This window comes from Flavobacterium esculini (assembly GCF_048284325.1).
GTDB lineage: Bacteria > Bacteroidota > Bacteroidia > Flavobacteriales > Flavobacteriaceae > Flavobacterium.
In genome coordinates this window covers 129,293-147,355 of record NZ_JBLVPI010000002.1, presented here as the reverse complement: position 1 = coordinate 147,355, position 18,063 = coordinate 129,293, and the positions used below count along the sequence as shown (strand labels likewise).

Sequence of the window (18,063 nt, the reverse complement as noted above, 5' to 3'; positions counted from 1 at the left end):
TAAAGTTAAAAAAAATAGTATTCAAATGCTCAATTTATTTATTTATTTCACTTTAAAATAATTCATCGGGCGAAGTCAGCTTATTCAGTTCTTGTTTTAAAATGTCACTCAATATTTGCAAACCGTATTGATACGATGCATTTACCCAACCAAATCCTTCCTTGGCGATATAATCAAATTCAGTTCCCACATTACCATATTCAGCAAAAACTTTATGCGAACTGATTTCCAAATCAAATTTTTCAGGAATGGTTCCGTTATATTCAACTGCATTTTTAGTGATTAACCACAACCATCTGTAGACCATTTCTTGAGCCTTATTGAAGAATTTATAGTTAATTAAACCCTCCCACAATAACATTTGATGTGGCGCCCAGCCAAATGGATAATCCCATTGTCGTTGTGGCGCATCTTTTGAAAAACTATCACTACTTGCTTTGGTACTTCCAGTAATTCCACCTGTTTTTATAAATTGTGGCAAAGCTATTTCGACTAATTTTTTAGCTTGGTGTTCATTACACAACCCAGCCCATAAAGGAAAAAATGTAGTTGCCGCTTCAAATGGAAATTGTTTTTTATTTACAAAATCATAATCAAAATACATGCTTAATTCTTCATTCCAACACAATTCGTCAATTTTCTCTTTTCTGAAAAGTGCTTTCTGTTCCCATTCTTCCGAAGTATAAGTCACATCTCCAACTTGGAAAACATTATTGAAATACTCTTTTATCAAATACGCAATGTCCTTTTCGTATTTATAAAGAAAACTATTGATATCTACCGAGTTCAAATTGGCACACGTATTTATAAGTCTATCTGTTGTATCGTGACCGCTTTCTCTCAAACTACGATCATGAACAAAATAAACGTCAAGCTCCGCATCAACAAGAGTTCGGTTTAAATATTGTTTTTCAAACTCTCGGATTGGTAAATTGTATTTTTTAGCATACGGCTCTAAAACATCATCAAAATGCCCTGGTTCTACTTCAAATGGCATCCCTACCCCATCAGCTTTGTATCTATTTAAACCAGTTGGTGTCAACCGGTTTCCTTGAACCATCCAAACCGTATTATATTCCAAAATAACCGTTTCCAAATGACTTTTCAACCATTCTAAACTAGGCACTTTCTTTTTTACAATTTCAATTAACAATGAAGAATACAACGGCGGCTGGGTTCTTGTCAAATAATAGCTTCTATTCGCATTTAGAATTTTACCATAATGTATGATTTGATATTTAAAGTTTTCAGCAATTGACATTGCTTTTTCCAGTTGATTATCTATAATCAACCCAACTCCAATAAAATAACTATCCCATCCATACATTTCATTGAATCTTCCTCCGGGAACCACGAAAGGCACTCCTTGTAAACTGTATATTTTTTGCTCTAAAGCCAAAGCTAAAATACCTGGTTTTTTATTTAATGTATCTACATATTCCATCGAGAAATTTTCGGGCAAAAGACCTACTTTAAAATTCTGAAGTTCTTTTTCCAATTCCTGAAAATAGGCAACGCCTAGCTTGTCTTTTGCCGAAACATAAAGCGTAGGAACTTCATTAGTCGTTTTCTCATCCTGAAGAATTTGATCCAAACCTTTTTTATCAATAGTTCTGGTCAATTCATTCCAATAGTCATCTCTAATTTTTCTTGAAATTCGCTCTACAGGATTTTCTTGAATACGGCTCAAATCTATCACCCCTTTATCCACTTTATTTTCTTTTAACAAAGCTAATTCTTGCAGTAAATTTGACAAATGATACGTTCCCTCAATAACAATTTCTTGTTTTGTATTTTCATCAACTAAAGCAAACTTTTTAGGTCCATTATCATCTTTAGTGATTTTTTTATCTTTATCGGTATCTTCCTGAAGTAATAATTCATGAAACACCTTATCTATGTTAATTAAGAAATTCATATTTTAGAAGTAAGTTTTTTTAATATAAAAAAGGAGATAAGCAGTAATGACATTGGAATTAAAGTATAGAAAAATGCATTTTCAGGACCTTCGTTTTTGAACAGATAACCAATAGTTCTGGATCCAAGCGTACCTCCAAGAGCCGAGAAAACAACGATTAAACCTGTCATTGAACTGTGCAGTTTCTTTGGCAAAGCACTTAAGACCACCGAATTTAAAAGTGGATAAATAGGTGCAATAAAAAGTCCAACCAATGGAAATGCAAATCCTATTAATGGAATATCGCTAAGTGAATTAATTTCTTTCACCTCTAACCCTACTGTTTTTGGAAGAACAAAAACAACAATCAGCATGGCCATCACGATACAAAAACTGAGTACCCAAATCCAATCAATTCTTTTAGTAATCACACCCGCTAAAAGCCGTCCAACTGCTAAAGTAATTGCTAGAATGCTTGCCATCATAATACTGATATTTTGCGGCAGATGCAGCACTTTGCTATTAAACGTGGGCAGCCAAGACATTATTCCTTGCTCAATCATCACAAACAAAAAAGCACTTATTACAAATACGATAGTTAGAAGTTTGGCAAATAATTTGAACATTTGTGCGAAATCATCGGCCAAATTAACTCCAGGAATTTCCATTTGGTCTTCAAATTTGGTGAAAAATAAAAATAAAAATGACACTAATGAAATACCAGCCAACAACCAGTATACGTTTAACCATGAATCTGGATTTGTATCAGAATTAAAAGCGGGAAATAAAAAATACGCCAAGGCTATTCCTATCATAAACACTCCTTCAATACTACTCATCAAGCTATTGTGCTCTTTTTGGTTCTCTGTAATTGTGCCTATTAAGGAGTAAACAGAGACTTTTATCAAGGCAAATGAAACTCCCACGGTTGCAAAAAGTATTTTGGCGGTACCAAATGAATTTCCAAAATACATGTTTATACAGGCTACAGAAACCAATGTCAATCCAATAAGCATGGCTTTTTTGTATCCTATTCTTGGCAAAAATGACGCTATCAAAAAAGAAACTATCGCAATAGGCAGATCCTTGAACGCTTCTAAAATACTGGCTTGCAATTCATCTACCCCATAATTTGCTTGCGATTTTAGTATAACAATCCCAACACTATTTAATAATATTGCAAACACAAAATAATTGAGATACATCGCAATTTTGACAGCGTTTTTTTTCATATTTTATTTTTTTAATCCTTTAGACAATTGAGATTTTAAATCCCTTTCGGAGTGACTATCTTTATTTTTATATTTTAACACCCCCCTAATTTTTCGATTACAGTATGAAATTTAAAAACTCATAGTGGTTGTTATACCGTTTACCGAATGGTCAATTGTAAAACGATTGGTTTCAAGGTTTGCCTTTAGGTGAGCAACTGTAGTGCCATTTACCCATTTAACATCTATAATAGCGTCAACGGCATCATTTATTGCTGCATGACCTGAAAATGCATTTGAAGTATTTCTTAAGTGCATAATTTCTAGTTGTTTGTTTACAACTTCCGTTTTCAACCCTTGTGCGATATCGTGCATTGTCAATGAGGTACGGTTAATTTCTTTATGTCCTGCACTACCTCCATTATCTGCAGCTTCATAATTGTTTTTACCTGCAAAAATATCTAAATACCAAACCTGCGGTATTCCTGGCATAAACATTTGAATGACTCTTGCAAGAAGCAACTTTTGTTCGTCTTCACCTAGTGCACTAAAAAAGGTAGCATTTATTTGATAATAAGAAATTTTATTCCCTGAAGGATCGTAAAGATTCTTTACACGACCACCACGTTCCATGATTTTATTCATGATACTTTCAATCTCGGTATCTTCTAACAATCCTTTATTATAAACGCCATTTACCTCCTTGCCTTTCAAATCCAGAACAGGTATTCCATCATGGCAACCAAGCATGTTTACTGTTTTATACCCTTTGGCAATAATTTCCTTAGCCCAACTTAACAAGGCTTTACTAGTTTTATTTTCGATAGTATGTATCGTTAAACCAGGTAAGAAAAAGTCATAGATATAATATCCTTCATTGGCTACCTCATCATGTAAATGCAAACCATATTCTGCGTGAATTTCTGGCAATAGCATCAAATTATTTTGTTGCGCTATTTTCTTAATACGTTCTAAATATTCCCAAGTCCCCGGTTTATTAAAAAAATTGGACTCCCCTACTTGCTTATGCAAATAGGCAAAAGCGTCTAATCGAAGGATATTACAACCATAACCATTTAATTTCTTTAATGTCTCCTCATAAAAATCCCAGACTAAAGGCGATTCAGCATTGACATCCATTTGTCCTAAATAGGAACGTTTTTGTTCTACAATTTGTAAAATTTCTGATTTCAAAGGAGTACAATCTTCAAAATCAATGGACGTAAAATCTTGATTATCATTAATTGCAGTGTTAATTACGGCAACAACAAATAGACTTTGCTTTTCTGTTAGTCCTTTTACATTTTGTAAATCTGCTGCAGCAATCGGATTGTAGGTGATTTGCTGATAAAAAGTATTCCAATAAGGCTGTTCGGTGCCATCCGGAAAACGCACTTTCAAGATAGGCAAACCCGACTTTCTCATGAACAATTTATTGAGAAACTCTGGTTTTGGAATTACAATTCCATCTTCATTTTTCACCCCGTTTCCCTCCCAGAACTCATTCCAATTGATAAAAAAATCTTTAAATTTAGAATCCTTACCGTATTCCAGCATGTCTTTGAACTGAGGAGAAGCTACAGAAAGATGATTTAACACAATATCAAATTTCAGTTTTATCTGAAGCTCATTCAAGTCCTTTAAATCTTTTGCATCAACTAAATCTTTATTTATATCATAATCAATAATAGAAAAACCTCTATCTAAATCACTATTAAAAAAAGTAGGTAAAACGTATAGTAAAGAAAATACATCTTTAAACTCGCCCATTTTAAGCATAGCAATGGTATCACTAAATTTTTCTCCAATACTATCTGGATAAATATTGAGCATTACGCCATTACTGATTTTTGTATTATTTTGTTGCATAGTATTTTATAAAAGTTTAGAGAGGATATTGATGTTATCCGGCAATCGCCCTACATTTTGCAGTTTTAAAGCTGCTAATTTTAAAGCGATATCCAAACATTCATTAATTGGTTTCTCTTTTATATAAGCAAATAAAAATCCAGACCAAAAAGCATCACCCGCTCCAGTGGAGTCCATAACTTTGTCAATTTTTATTGCTGGCATTTGTATTACTTCTTCCCCTTTTTGAGATAATTTCACCCCTTTACTGCCTAAAGTTAAGCAAACAGTGTCTACTCCTTGATGGTGAAAAAATTCAAATATTTCTTCATGAGGAAGTTCCTTCTCAAAAAGACGCAGCATATCATCTTCACTAATTTTTATTAATGGATTGAACTGACAATAGGTTTTGATTACTTTAAAAGCCTTCTTTTGACTTTTCCAAAGTTTTCTTGCATAGTTAACATCGATACTTAGCTTACATCCTAAATCATGTGCCTCTTGTGCTTTCTTTAAGATAGTTTTCTGTGCAGGATTTCTACTTAATGCGAAACAGGTGGTATGAAATATCTTTGTACGAGATAGTATTTCCCTTGAAATCTGTTCTTCATAAATACAGCAATCTGCTGAACGATACGGAATAAAATCTGGGGTACCCTCGGATCTTGAAACAAAAATCACACTAGTAGATTTATCATCCAGAATGTTAAGATGGTTAGTATTCACACCAACACTCGCTAATCGTTCCGTAATATAGGATCCAAAACCATCGTTCCCAACAGTTGCAACCATAATAGTATTCAAACCCAATCGTGTTGAATTCATAGCAACATTAGTAGGCGAACCTCCTAAATACCTATGATAATCTCTAGTTTCATTAATAAACACTCCTTCTTGATGTCCAATAAAATCTACAAGAACTTCACCAACACAAAGGATATCTATTTCATCCATATTATTATTTATTGTATTATTCACTTAATTTTGTCTTTTTTATTTTAATTAATAATGTGCAGAAAGCAGCAATCACTAACAGTACTCCTGCAAAACTTATTGCTAATCGAGGGTCATTATGTAAGAAGTTTTTTAAAATATAACCAAATGACAGGTTTTGAATAATCATTGGGATCACAATCATCATATTGATAATACCCATGTAGACGCCATATCTTTCTTTTGAAATAACAGCAACAACCATCAAGTAAGGAATTCCCATCATACTTGCCCAAGCAATGCCGTAGCCAATAACCACAGCAAAAAACACATACTGATTTTGTACCATTGGAAAACATAAAAGAGAAACCGCTCCTAATAACAAACAGACGAAATGAATCATCTTGGCCCCATGCTTTTTTGCTAATTTGGCCAAATAGAAGGCTATTGAAAAAGTAACTATAAACCCAAATGCACCAATCAATCCATTCCATTCCACTGCTTTTTCATATCCTGCTGTATTCTTTGGCGTGACATTCCAAACGGACAAAGCAATACTTTTTGAATTGTTTTGCCAATAACACATCATGGCATACCATTGAAACAAATAGACCAAAAATAGTTGCCACATAACCGTTGGCATTTCTAAAACCGCTCTATAAATATCTATAAAAGGAGAAAAAACATTTAATGGCTCCGCTTTTAAAATTGCTAATTCTGCTTCAGTTGGTGGAATTTCTTTAGTCTTACTTATGCTCCACCAAATGGAAGTTACAGAAAGTACTGCTCCTAGAAAAAAGGAGGCATAAATCCAAGTAGGCAATGATCCCGTATAACCGACGAAAATTATTGGAAATAGAAAAAGAGAGATATAAGCCAAAAACTGCCCGAAACCAGTAAAAAAACTTTGCGCTTGAAAACCCATAGGTTGCTGGTCTTCGGTTAATGTATCCGCAATAAAGGCACGATAAGGTTCCATAGCGGTATTATTACCAACATCTAGAATCCAAAGCAAACCTGCAGCCATCCATAATGAACTACTAAATGGGAATAAAAATAAGGCAATACTACAAACTATTGCTCCAATAAAAAAGTAAGGTTTTCGCCTTCCCCATCTTGGATGCCAAGTTTTATCACTCATTGCACCAATTATAGGTTGTATCAACAAACCTGTTAACGGACCTGCAAGATTCAATATAGGAATTTGATCTGGGCTTGCATGCAAAAAATCATAAATAGGATTTACAGCACTTTGCTGTAATCCGAAGCTATATTGTATGCCAAAAAAACCAACATTCATATTGATTATCTGCCAAAAACTTAATTTTATTTTAATTCCCATTCTTTGGTAATGTATTGGTTTGTTAATTTTTTTTAAATTTAATTTTAAAATTCCCAATTCAATACATAATTAAAACAAAAACGTTTTCGGAATACCCGAAAACGTTTTCGAAATGTTAAAATAATCTAAATTTTTAACCTTTATTTTTTCGCAAATGGAATAATTATTTTAGTTTCCCATTCCAGTTCATCGCCCCCATTAAAAGGATTTGCAAGAAAATGCTCTAGTGGTTTATTTTCTAATTTAATGTCATTCTTCTTTGCATAATCCTGCAAAGCAAACCATGCTCTGTCCGAAGTTCTAAAATTCCCGTAATAGGTAGCTTCTAAACCTTTAAGAGCTGGCAATGTTTTGAATTTAATTATCTCATTTTCGATAATTTTGGTGCTTTTATCAATTGGAAAACAATAATTAAAGTTGATTGTTTCTTTATCAAGATCCCAACTTTGAATTTCTAAATAAGGACTTCCTATTATCTTAATATTATTTTGTTGCAAAAAACCAGTTATAATCGCATCATTTGCGATCATAGTTTGTGCTTTTTCCTGCAATATACTTTTCAAGCTTATATAAGCTACAAATGTTTCTTGAGAAGTACCTTCGCCATCAATTTTGACTTTAAAATTTTTTATATGATTATTTAAGCCGTTTTTAAAATCGGTTATTTTTTTAATTTGTTCTACCTTAAACTTAGTTCTATAAAAAGGCGCGGTAAGTCTATTGAACAAACTATTATCGAAATCTTTTATACCAACGGTTACAGCGGTTATTGAGTCATTAATGGATTTCATTTCCCAAGTATATTCCATATAGGAGTTCCCTTTTTTCATTTCTTGTTTGATGAAATCAAAATTTCTCTTTTCCAAAATAGTATAATTTTCTTTTTGATTTAGTAACTGAGTGGCTGACCACTCCTGAACACCTTGAAAAACAGTTCCTGTAGCAGTATTAACCTTAAATGAAATACAATAATCACTTTTTTTTATAAATAAATACCATGCTATAAACAATAAAAAAAATGCACTAAATCCTATTATATATTTTTTTCTGACTATCATTATTATTTAAGCATCTTTAATTTTTCATTCAAATAATTTCCAATATTATTACCTTGCACAACACCATTTTCGATTGCTGCTCTGTAATGAATACCTCCATACAGCCTACTAATTGCGGCTTCTGCTGCTGCTTGCTTGAACGATTTAAAAGGTCTTTTTGGTAATCCAAAAGGAACTTCAGAATCATCAATATAACTAAAATTATCTCCAAAAATTGAAGTTAAAATTAGTGACGAACAAGAAGAAATCACTGAATGTCCGCTCGTATATTCTGGGAAAGGAGGTGTTTGTAATTGCGGTCTCCAATTTTCATCAATATTTTGATTAATATAGGTTTCCGGTCTAATTACATTAGTTCTAAATTTCTCATTCCAACAACTAATAATACTTTCAAAAACTCCAATCGACGTTTTAGTGTAGGCAAAAACGCAAGTTTCAAAGTCAGATTTATTTTTTTTCAAGGCAATTTTAGTGATATTCATCCAATGTGCATCTGGCGAGTTTTTCTTCTTGGCAAACATCATGTGTCCCTGTGTTACTGTAGCATAGGGATTACAATCCCAAAAAGTAGCAATGTCAGATTCTTCTGGAATTACAGTACTTTTATTTTTCTCCATTGCGATTAATTTTTCGGAAATCATATTTCCTACATCATAGGTTTCTTTTGCTTCTTTGTAAAAAGCAGAATTTTTATCTGTAGAAAAAGGATGCGGTGCAATTGGTTTAAATTGAGAAGCTGAATCCATAACTAAAGTTCTTATTTCTCCCCAATGCGGTTCAACAGCATCCATATAAGCGGGCGGTGTTGGTTGCCATCTTCCGGGCTGGTTTGCATAAACCGAAAATTTAGAAAAAGTTCGGGTTTGCTTGTAATTGTCTTTTCCCATCCATTTTTTAATTCGATCCGCTACTTTTAAGCCATATTCTTTAGAAACCAAGAATTCCTCCGCATTCTCATTTTCCCATTTTTCATATAAACTGTCTCTGAATTTTTCTAGCGCTTCTTCAGAAAAAATTAATTGCTTACTCACTTCAATATGGGCGATTAGTGCCGCTAAATTTTTATTAACCCCACTTTTTGAATCTAGTTTAGGGATAGAATCTAATCCTTTTAACTGCCCTTGCAGACTTTGATATTTAGTATTGTTTTGAGCCATAATCTCATAAGCCGCAACATTAGGATAAACGTAAATTCTACTCGCAACCGGTGGTGAAAAAATATCATGAACCATAATTCCCGTTACTGTATCCACTGCAGCGCAGTAATCATTTGTTGTAACTTTAATTGAATGTTCTTTTTTACAAGAAATAAAAAAGAACATTATAAGTCCTAAAAGATAAATCTTAGATTTCATTTTATTGAGTTTAATTATTTATTTGTAATGTTTTTTTAAATTAATTTTTAACCATTGGCATTTCATAAACCTCAGCTTTATTATTATTGATAGTAATCAATAAATATTTTTTACCATTGAGATTAATAACATCTAAATGCTTAACTGCCTTCTGAGTTAAATCGATACCTATTTGACTTCCTAAATAGATTGTTTTTTCATTTTTTATTAAAGCTCCTGAAAACCCATCAAATCGGCTATGATAAGGTGACACACCAAAATAATTTCCTCCTACAAAAACTTCTTCTTTTGTATCAGAATCAAAATTTGACTTCACAAAACAGGTAATTGGGGCTACTTGCATTTTATTAGAAAAAGCAACAAAAGTAAATTTTCCTTTATCATTTCTTAAATATCCCGATTTCAAATTATGAACTTCATATAATTTTGCTTTTTCGAGCATTTTTGGATCAAAAACCTCTTCTAATGTTTTACCCGCAAATGATTTATAACTATTAAATTTCTTTTTAAGCATTCCACTAAACTGTTCGGCTAACTCGTCCAGCCCCATTGTGGTGTAATACTTCCCATTTTTCTCTTTAGCCACAATCGTTTCAAAAGAACCATTTCCGTCAAAATCATCGTAATACATTTTCATAGGAAACTCCTGTGAAGCTTTGAATTTAGAGTTCATTCCCCAATTTCCAACCAAATAATCTTGATCGCCATCATTATCAATATCAAAAGGAATTATAGCTTGCCACAATCCATTGCTTTTTTCAGAAAAAACAGTTTGAGTAACGTTTTTAAATTTCCCATTTGTATTGGCAAAGAAAGTAGGTTTCATCCATTCACCAATTGCGATAATATCTATTTTACCATCTTTATTAAAATCCGTAAAAATAGCATCCGTAACCATTCCAATTTTTGAAAACGTTCTGTTTTCAACACTAGTAAAAACGCCTTTATTGTTGTTCAATAAATAACAGTCCGGCATACTTCCAAATCTATTGTTCACAGAATTATTCCCAATAAAAACATCTAAATCACCATCTTTATCATAATCGAACGTTTTCACAACTGAAGCGTTTTGGGCTAAATCAGGTAAAATCGTTTTTACCAATTGCCCCTTATTAGCTAAATATAATCGGTCTTGTAAATTAGATGCATTTTCACCGCCACCGGAAGCTACAAACAAATCGTTAATTTTATCGTTGTTAAAATCGCCTATTACCGCTGAAGCATCTTCAAAAACAGAATCTTTTTCAATTTCAATATAAGATTTTTTAGTAAATCCTTTTGGATTTTGAATATAAATAGCTGCTTTGTTGTTTTTGGCTCCGCCAAAGAAAATATCATCTTTACCGTCTCCATTTAAATCACCTATTGCCATTGCCGGTCCCCGATCAGAACGTTGGTATGGAATTAATTTTTGGAAGACAAAATCGATATAATCATTTTCCTGATGCTTAAAGTCGATTCCTAAATTAGTCACTACCTTTTTGAAAATAGGTAGAACCGCAGGATGTAATTTACTATAATTAAATGCTTTTCGGTTGCTATTCGGTTTTATATTCAGCGTTTGACACGTTTTAACATTCTTCAATGTTTGATACGTTCTGTCTGGCCAAATAACCACTAATGAATCTATAGTTTTTGTTAGTCCATAACCAAAATGGATCATTGGCTCCGAAGAAGATTGAAATCCTCTCGTAGTTTGCAGTTCCTTGAATTGTTTTTTGCCTTTAGAATAAGAAATTACTTTGGTACCAATACCAAAAGTATTTTTCCCGCCAAACTGCAATCTCAATTTTAAATAATTAGAACTTTTATTCGTACTATTTACATAAACGGAAGCTACGCTATTTAAATTATTAGTAATTACGTCTAAATCCCCATCATTATCAATATCAGCATAACCACTGCCATTTGAAATTATGGAATCATTTTCAATCCAATCTTTAGATCTGTTTTTAAACATTAAATCTTTCGAACCTTGAAAAACGTAATTGGTCACATTGCCTTTTGGCATTTTTCTTAAAGCTTCTTTGTCCAACAATTTAGTCGTGCTGATTTTACTTTTTATCTGATCGTTTGAAAAGTATTTCACATAATCCAAATCGTTCGGACGTTTGGGAATTCCATTACATACAAATATATCTTGTTCTCCATCCTCATCATAATCAGCAAATAATGCGCTCCAACTCCAATCAGTAGCTGCGACACCACTGAGTAAAGCAGTTTCTGTAAAATGTTCTCCTGCTTGATTCAGTTGCAACATGTTTCTGGTATACTGGTAATGATACCCTAATTTCTCCGTTCTCATTTTCAGCATTTGAACATTGTCATCTCCTAATGAAGATTTCAAAACTTTTTCGTCCTCTGGAAGCATGTCCAATGTCATAATATCAGGAAATCCATCGTGATTTACATCCGCAACATCGACTCCCATTGAAAATCTACTAGTATGCCCAAAATGCTTTTTCAAACTTTCCGTAAAAGTACCGTCACCGTTATTTAAGTAATAATAATCATCTTCATGAAAGTCATTACAAATATAAATATCAGGATAGCCGTCAAGATTAAAATCAGAAACCGCTATTCCTAAACCGTACCCATTCGCTCCGCCAAAAATTCCTGCTTGTACGCTTACATCAACAAATTTGTTATTATCATTTCTAAATAATTTATCTCCGCATTCGTAACTTCTCTTATTTCTAATTTCAGCATTGCCAAATGATAATTCAGAATGAACAGCATGATTTAATAAATACATATCTAAATCTCCATCACTATCATAATCAAAAAACGCAGCAGATGAGCTGTAATTATCTAAATCTAATCCGTATTCAGTTGCACTTTCAGTAAATGTATTGTCCCTATTATTGATGAACAACTCATTGTGCCCTTCAAAGCCATTGATTCCAACAACAGCACAAACGTAAATATCTAAATATCCATCCCCATTTACATCTGCCATTACAGTACCAGCATTCCAATCACTTTGCCCTTCAACCTCAGCTTTCGTTGTAATATCCTCAAACTTATTACCTCCTTTATTCAAATACAGTTTATTCTTTCCTTGATTTGAAGTAAAATAAATATCTACCAAACCATCATTATTGATATCTCCCAATGCAACTCCGCCACCATTATAATAATAGAGATAATCTAAAATAGAGATGTTCTTGGATTCTAATAATTGGTTATTGAATGTAATATTGCTTTTCTCTGACGATAGTTTTTCAAACAACTGATCTTGTTTTTTTGAACAACTAACAATCAGCAATGAAACTAAAACTATTCTAAAAAAATTATTCATTGCGTTTAAATATTTTAGGGGTATTATCATTAATAACAGCTATAACAGCAATAGTGTTATTCTTGTTTTTTATTATTTTAATATGTTTTGTTTCTCCTTTCATGAAGAAACCTGATTTATTATAAGGCAAAAAAGTAAAAGTTCCATTTCTACTTCCTAAAAGCACACTCCCATAATTAGCATCTAATCTGGTAAATTGAGGCTTAAACTCGTATTGATTTCCGCCCAAAATCAAATCTAAGATTCCATCTTTATTTACATCCAAAGTACAAATAGTATTTACACAAGAAAATTGAACTTCTTTTGGTAATGCTTTAACTTCAAATTTTCCATTTCCTTTATTAATAGCGATTATGCTTTCTTGAATCGTTGCTGTTTTTTGGATAGAATTATCAACTATATCTTGAGCAAATAGTTCCTGAAATGATTTCTTTGAATAATCAGCATAACTTAAATTCTTCTTTTTTATTGAAGGTATTTGTTTTGCTAATTCCTGCTTTAAATGAATTGGTATATCCTTATTATCGATATAACGGGTAGCAATTTGTTCGATAGTTCCATTACTGTCGAAATCATTGACAAATAATCGCATAGGGTTAGTACTTGATGCTTTATATGGAGTATTAGTTCCTTTATTTCCAAGCACTAAATCTTTTTTACCATCATTATTTAAATCTACACAACTAACTGCATTCCAAAAACCTTTTAGTTCCGTAACATTTGATTTGTAATCCACCAGACGTCTTCCCGTATTTTTGAATATTCGCGGTGCCATCCAATCACCTACAATAATTAAATCTTTTTTACCATCATTATCAATATCTTCCCAGACAGCATCAGTTATCATTCCTACTTCATTCAATTTGAAAGCTTTTTTATCCGTTACATTAGTAAAATTTCCTTTACCATCATTTTCTAATAATAATTGTTTAGGATCAATCCCATAAACCCCAGGAACACTTCGACTACCAATAAAAACATCAATATCGCCATCATTATCAAAATCATTAGCAGCTATTACAGATACGTTATTGTTTGTTGTTGGAATATTCATTTTACTTTTTGTAAAAATCCCTTTTCCATTATTTAAATACAATCTATTTTTATAATTTGTTTGATCCGTTTTTTCGTTTCCGCCAGAACCAACAAGTAAATCTTGATCGCCATCACCATCAGCATCAAAAAAACTGGCTGCAGTATCTTCATAACTAGCGTCACTATCTAAATCTTTTTGACCTGTAATAGTGTAATTATCATTTCCGCTATTCAAATAGATTTTTCCTGTTTGTCTTTTGGCTCCGCCAATAAAAAGATCTTCATTACCGTCACCATTAATATCTGCAACAGCTAGTGAAGGTCCTTCTTGTGAAAGTTCTTTTGAAATTAGACCTTCATAATCAAAATCAATATAATAATTTTCCTCATGTGCTAAAAGCTGATTTTGCTTTTCCAAAAACAATGGTTTTGGTTTATCATTTTTTGGAATGTAATTTAATTTCGCATTTGTAATATTCAAAGTGAGCGTACAATTATTTTTTATTTCTTTAATCGTTTGAAATTTACTGTTTGGCCAAATCACTTGTAAGGAATCTATTTTTTTACTTCCAATTCCAAAAGTCATAACATAATCAACCGATGATTGAAAACCTCTTGATGGGATTAACTCTTGTCTTAAAATCTCATTTCCTGAGAACAACTGAACAACACTTCCTACTCCAAATCTATTTTGGTTATCCCCTTTTAATTTAACTTTTACAAAATGGTTTCCTTTATTTTTATCAGAGTTATTTTTGTAAACAAAGGCTTCCATGTTGACATTATTGACTATCAAATCCAAGTCACCATCATTATCTAAATCCCCATAAGCAGCTCCATTTGAAAAACTTGGTTTATCCAATCCCCATTTTTTGGCTTCATTAGTAAACGTTAGGTTTTTATTATTTTTAAAAGCATAATTAGGTATTGGTGTACTCGGCATTTTATTGATAATTGTTTCTATTTCTTCTTTCTTACCAGTAACTATCATTTTTTGCATGAATTCATTTGCAAAAAAATCAACAAAATCCTGATTGGTCAAATCGTTATAAATCCCATTACAAACATAAATATCTTTGTAACCGTCATTATCCATATCAAACATTAAAGCACCCCAACTCCAATCCGTTTTAGAGACACCTGCATAATTCGCTATTTCAAGAAATTGATTGTTCCCATTATTAATTTGCAATGTATTTTGCATATACTGATTGAAAAAATCCATATTTAATTTTCTAAGATATAGATCATAGCTTTCAAAACTTGTAGTGGTTTTTAAACGCTCATCATTTTCAGGTAGCATGTCTGTTACAAATATATCGGCTTTGCCATCATTGTTCACGTCAGCCATATCAGCTCCCATAGAAGACTGACTTATATGAGATGTCCATCCTTGAATTTGTTCAGTAAAAGTTCCATTTTTATTATTGATATATAAATAATCTCTTTCATAAAAATCATTAGAGATATAAATATCTGGGTATAAATCTCCATTTACATCTCCTACAGTAACCCCTAAACCAAAACCTATAAGACTACCATATATTCCAGAAGCTTCGCTTACGTCTATAAATTTTCCGTTGTCGTTTCGCAATAATTTGTCTCCGCCCCCTTTAAGGATATCTGCTACATCCCAATCTTTATCTCGCAAATCTCTTTTATTTGAATAATTAAGACTGCTGACTGGAATAAAGCTATTATTTAATATGTAACAATCCAAATCGCCATCTTTATCATAATCAAAAAAAGCCGCATGAGTTGTTATACCTGTATCTGCAAGATTGTATTCATCAGCTTTTTCAGTAAAGGTACCATTGCCACTATTTATAAAAAGCTCGTTTTTTTGATTATTCCCTTTTGAATTTCCAGCATTACAAACATAAATATCGAGAAAACCATCGGCATTAATATCGACCATTACAACACCCGTCGACCACGATTTAGTACCTTCGATGCCCGCTTTTTTGGAAATATCCTGAAATTTAAAATTCCCTTTATTCAAATAAAGTTTATTGGCACCTAAATTAGATGTAAAATACACATCGGAAAGCCCATCATTATTTACATCTCCTATTGCGACACCCCCACCATTATAAAAATTTCTGTATTTGAATATATTCATATCAACACCATTCTTAACTTCATTTACAAAATTAATTCCGGTATTTGTAGAGTCTAATTGGGAAAATAAAGCATTCTCATTTACTGAATTTTCTTTGGAACAATTGGAAAAAATGAAAATAAAAAGTAGAAATAAAATAATACGATTAAACATATTTATAAACTATTTAATTAGGAAATTAGAATTGACCAATTTATATATTATTCATTATATAAAAAAATTAATAACAAAAATAAATAGGCAATTTACAAGTAAAAAAGAACTTCTTTTTCACAACTAATCCTATGAAAATTAACTGTTCTTTATCATTACAAAGGTTGAGTAAATGAAGTATAACTTTTTAAGTTACTATTATAAAACTGTGTAGTGTAAAAAAATAAAGAGGGTAATAAATACCCTCTTTATAACTAACTCAAAACATAATAAATTGTAACAAACCCTTAGTAACCAGGATTTTGTTTTAAATTCGCATTAAACAAAGCATCTGCTGGTATAGGAAACAAAGCATATCTTTTATCAGAAACGTATGGTTTTAGTTCTCTTGCTGCCAAGAATTTACCAAAACGAATCATATCATTTCTTCTCCATCCTTCATACCATAATTCTTTAGATCTTTCAAGATATACACCATCAAGAGTAGCAGGCGAAGCTGCTTGACCTGATCGTGCAGCAATAGCAGTCATGATAGTACCAACGCTCCCTGAACCACCTCTTAATACAGCTTCTGCTTTCATTAGTAAAGCATCAGAATAACGCATTAATTCATAGTCATTCTCCGGAGTACCTAAATTTTCAACATCAGGAATGTATTTTTGACTTCTGATACCAGCCGTTTCAAGTGTAGCGCCTCCAGTAATCAATGTCAAAGCTGCAGTATAAACTAATGGATTACCATTTCTATCTTTTAATGCTATTAACCCACCCGGTTTGTACATTTGCCCAACTTGAAAACCAACATTGTTACCAAAAGCAGCGATAATAGCCGGATCTGCATTTTTAATACGTCTGTCGTTCGGATTAAATTTGTTATAATATTCAGCTACAGTAGCAAAACCATTCCATCCATCAGGAGTTTGATTGTAGTGCATACCCATTCTCCATCTTGACTGAATACCTCCACCTGCACCACCTCTTAAATTTTTTGAAGAGAATAATATCTCAGGAGAAGTGTTATTATTTGGTTTAAAGTTATCCCAATAATCCGCAGCTAAAGAGCTGCTTATTGCATCAACATGGGACACCACTTTGGTCATATCAGCTGCATCAAAAACGTAAGGTCCAGCTGCATCAGCCGCATTGAAAACCCCTTTATTTAAATACAATTTAGCTAATAAAAAATGAGCAGCATCTTTGTTTGCAATACTGGCATCGCCAGCAACACGTGCAGGCAAACTTCCAACAACAGCTTCTAATTCACTAATTACAAAAGCAGTTGCTTCTTGTCTGGTCCATACTTTAGGATCCGCTTCTAATGAAGACCCCGCCTCTCTGTAAGGTGCTTGTCCGTATAAATCAACTACATTGTAATAATAAAATGCTCTTAAAAAACGAGCTTGAACTACCTCTGAAGCAGTACCGTTTTCCACAACTAAATTACAGTTGTATACTTGAGACAGTAATGAATTCCATGCATTTCTAATCTCATTGTTATCTGGCGCCCAAGTGTGAGTATGCAATTGTCTCCATTTTGCATTATCATCCCAGTCACCCCCACGAGTAGGACCTACTAAAGCATCAGTTGACATTTCATCTAAAGCGAACATTTTGTCCTGATCCTGAAAACCTCTTAATCCATTGTAGGCACTAGTCAATAAAGACGCTGTATTAACAGTACCGCCTGCAGTATTATTAATAACTACTCCGTCTAAAACTTCCTCATCTAGATTGGTACAACTTACTCCTAGCACAATTGTACTGGCAAATAAGATGCTTTTTATAATATTATTTCTTTTCATTGTTTT

Annotated in this window: 10 protein-coding genes; all 10 read right to left on the bottom strand. The window is 32.6% G+C overall.

Translation table 11 applies throughout. The annotated features are described in order from the left end of the window. Positions 1–52: 52 nt before the first annotated feature. Entirely contained in the window at positions 53–1,918 is a 1,866-nt protein-coding gene (locus tag ACNQGG_RS02325; RefSeq protein ID WP_417961153.1) for a trehalase family glycosidase, read from the bottom strand. Then, positions 1,915–3,129, bottom strand: a complete 1,215-nt coding sequence (locus ACNQGG_RS02320; RefSeq protein ID WP_417961151.1) for an MFS transporter — start codon at positions 3,127–3,129, stop codon at positions 1,915–1,917. Before ACNQGG_RS02320 ends, ACNQGG_RS02325 begins: the two co-directional genes overlap by 4 nt. Positions 3,130–3,240: 111 nt before the next feature. Then, positions 3,241–4,977, bottom strand: coding sequence for an alpha-amylase family protein (locus tag ACNQGG_RS02315; RefSeq protein WP_417961149.1), 1,737 nt, complete (start codon positions 4,975–4,977; stop codon positions 3,241–3,243). A 6-nt stretch (positions 4,978–4,983) separates the two neighbouring features. Then, positions 4,984–5,910 carry a carbohydrate kinase family protein gene (locus ACNQGG_RS02310; RefSeq protein WP_417961147.1) on the bottom strand — a complete coding sequence of 309 codons (927 nt, stop codon included), beginning with the start codon at positions 5,908–5,910 and terminating at the stop codon, positions 4,984–4,986. A gap of 16 nt (positions 5,911–5,926) precedes the next feature. After that, a complete protein-coding gene (locus tag ACNQGG_RS02305; RefSeq protein WP_416857217.1) occupies positions 5,927–7,231 on the bottom strand; it encodes an MFS transporter in 1,305 nt (434 codons plus the stop codon). A 140-nt stretch (positions 7,232–7,371) separates the two neighbouring features. After that, positions 7,372–8,289: a GyrI-like domain-containing protein gene (locus tag ACNQGG_RS02300; RefSeq protein WP_416857218.1), complete on the bottom strand. Its 918-nt coding sequence runs from the start codon at positions 8,287–8,289 to the stop codon at positions 7,372–7,374. Positions 8,290–8,291: 2 nt separating this feature from the next. Next, entirely contained in the window at positions 8,292–9,644 is a 1,353-nt protein-coding gene (locus tag ACNQGG_RS02295; RefSeq protein WP_417961144.1) for a vanadium-dependent haloperoxidase, read from the bottom strand. A gap of 40 nt (positions 9,645–9,684) precedes the next feature. Next, positions 9,685–12,945 (bottom strand): VCBS repeat-containing protein, encoded by a 3,261-nt coding sequence (locus ACNQGG_RS02290; protein WP_417961142.1) that lies wholly within the window; start codon positions 12,943–12,945, stop codon positions 9,685–9,687. After that, positions 12,938–16,255 (bottom strand): VCBS repeat-containing protein, encoded by a 3,318-nt coding sequence (locus ACNQGG_RS02285; RefSeq protein WP_417961140.1) that lies wholly within the window; start codon positions 16,253–16,255, stop codon positions 12,938–12,940. The genes ACNQGG_RS02290 and ACNQGG_RS02285 overlap by 8 nt, the downstream gene beginning before the upstream one ends. A 287-nt stretch (positions 16,256–16,542) precedes the next feature. Then, positions 16,543–18,057, bottom strand: a complete 1,515-nt coding sequence (locus ACNQGG_RS02280) for a RagB/SusD family nutrient uptake outer membrane protein (RefSeq protein WP_417961138.1) — start codon at positions 18,055–18,057, stop codon at positions 16,543–16,545. Between the last annotated feature and the right edge of the window lie 6 nt (positions 18,058–18,063).

What these genes read in the sequence shown, in the direction of transcription:
- ACNQGG_RS02280 (WP_417961138.1), bottom strand. Translation starts at nt 18,057, where the DNA reads ATGAAAAGAAATAATATTATAAAAAGCATCTTATTTGCCAGTACAATT.
- ACNQGG_RS02320 (WP_417961151.1), bottom strand. Translation starts at nt 3,129, where the DNA reads ATGAAAAAAAACGCTGTCAAAATTGCGATGTATCTCAATTATTTTGTG.
- ACNQGG_RS02300 (WP_416857218.1), bottom strand. Translation starts at nt 8,289, where the DNA reads ATGATAGTCAGAAAAAAATATATAATAGGATTTAGTGCATTTTTTTTA.
- ACNQGG_RS02290 (WP_417961142.1), bottom strand. Translation starts at nt 12,945, where the DNA reads ATGAATAATTTTTTTAGAATAGTTTTAGTTTCATTGCTGATTGTTAGT.
- ACNQGG_RS02305 (WP_416857217.1), bottom strand. Translation starts at nt 7,231, where the DNA reads ATGGGAATTAAAATAAAATTAAGTTTTTGGCAGATAATCAATATGAAT.
- ACNQGG_RS02310 (WP_417961147.1), bottom strand. Translation starts at nt 5,910, where the DNA reads ATGGATGAAATAGATATCCTTTGTGTTGGTGAAGTTCTTGTAGATTTT.
- ACNQGG_RS02325 (WP_417961153.1), bottom strand. Translation starts at nt 1,918, where the DNA reads ATGAATTTCTTAATTAACATAGATAAGGTGTTTCATGAATTATTACTT.
- ACNQGG_RS02315 (WP_417961149.1), bottom strand. Translation starts at nt 4,977, where the DNA reads ATGCAACAAAATAATACAAAAATCAGTAATGGCGTAATGCTCAATATT.
- ACNQGG_RS02285 (WP_417961140.1), bottom strand. Translation starts at nt 16,255, where the DNA reads ATGTTTAATCGTATTATTTTATTTCTACTTTTTATTTTCATTTTTTCC.
- ACNQGG_RS02295 (WP_417961144.1), bottom strand. Translation starts at nt 9,644, where the DNA reads ATGAAATCTAAGATTTATCTTTTAGGACTTATAATGTTCTTTTTTATT.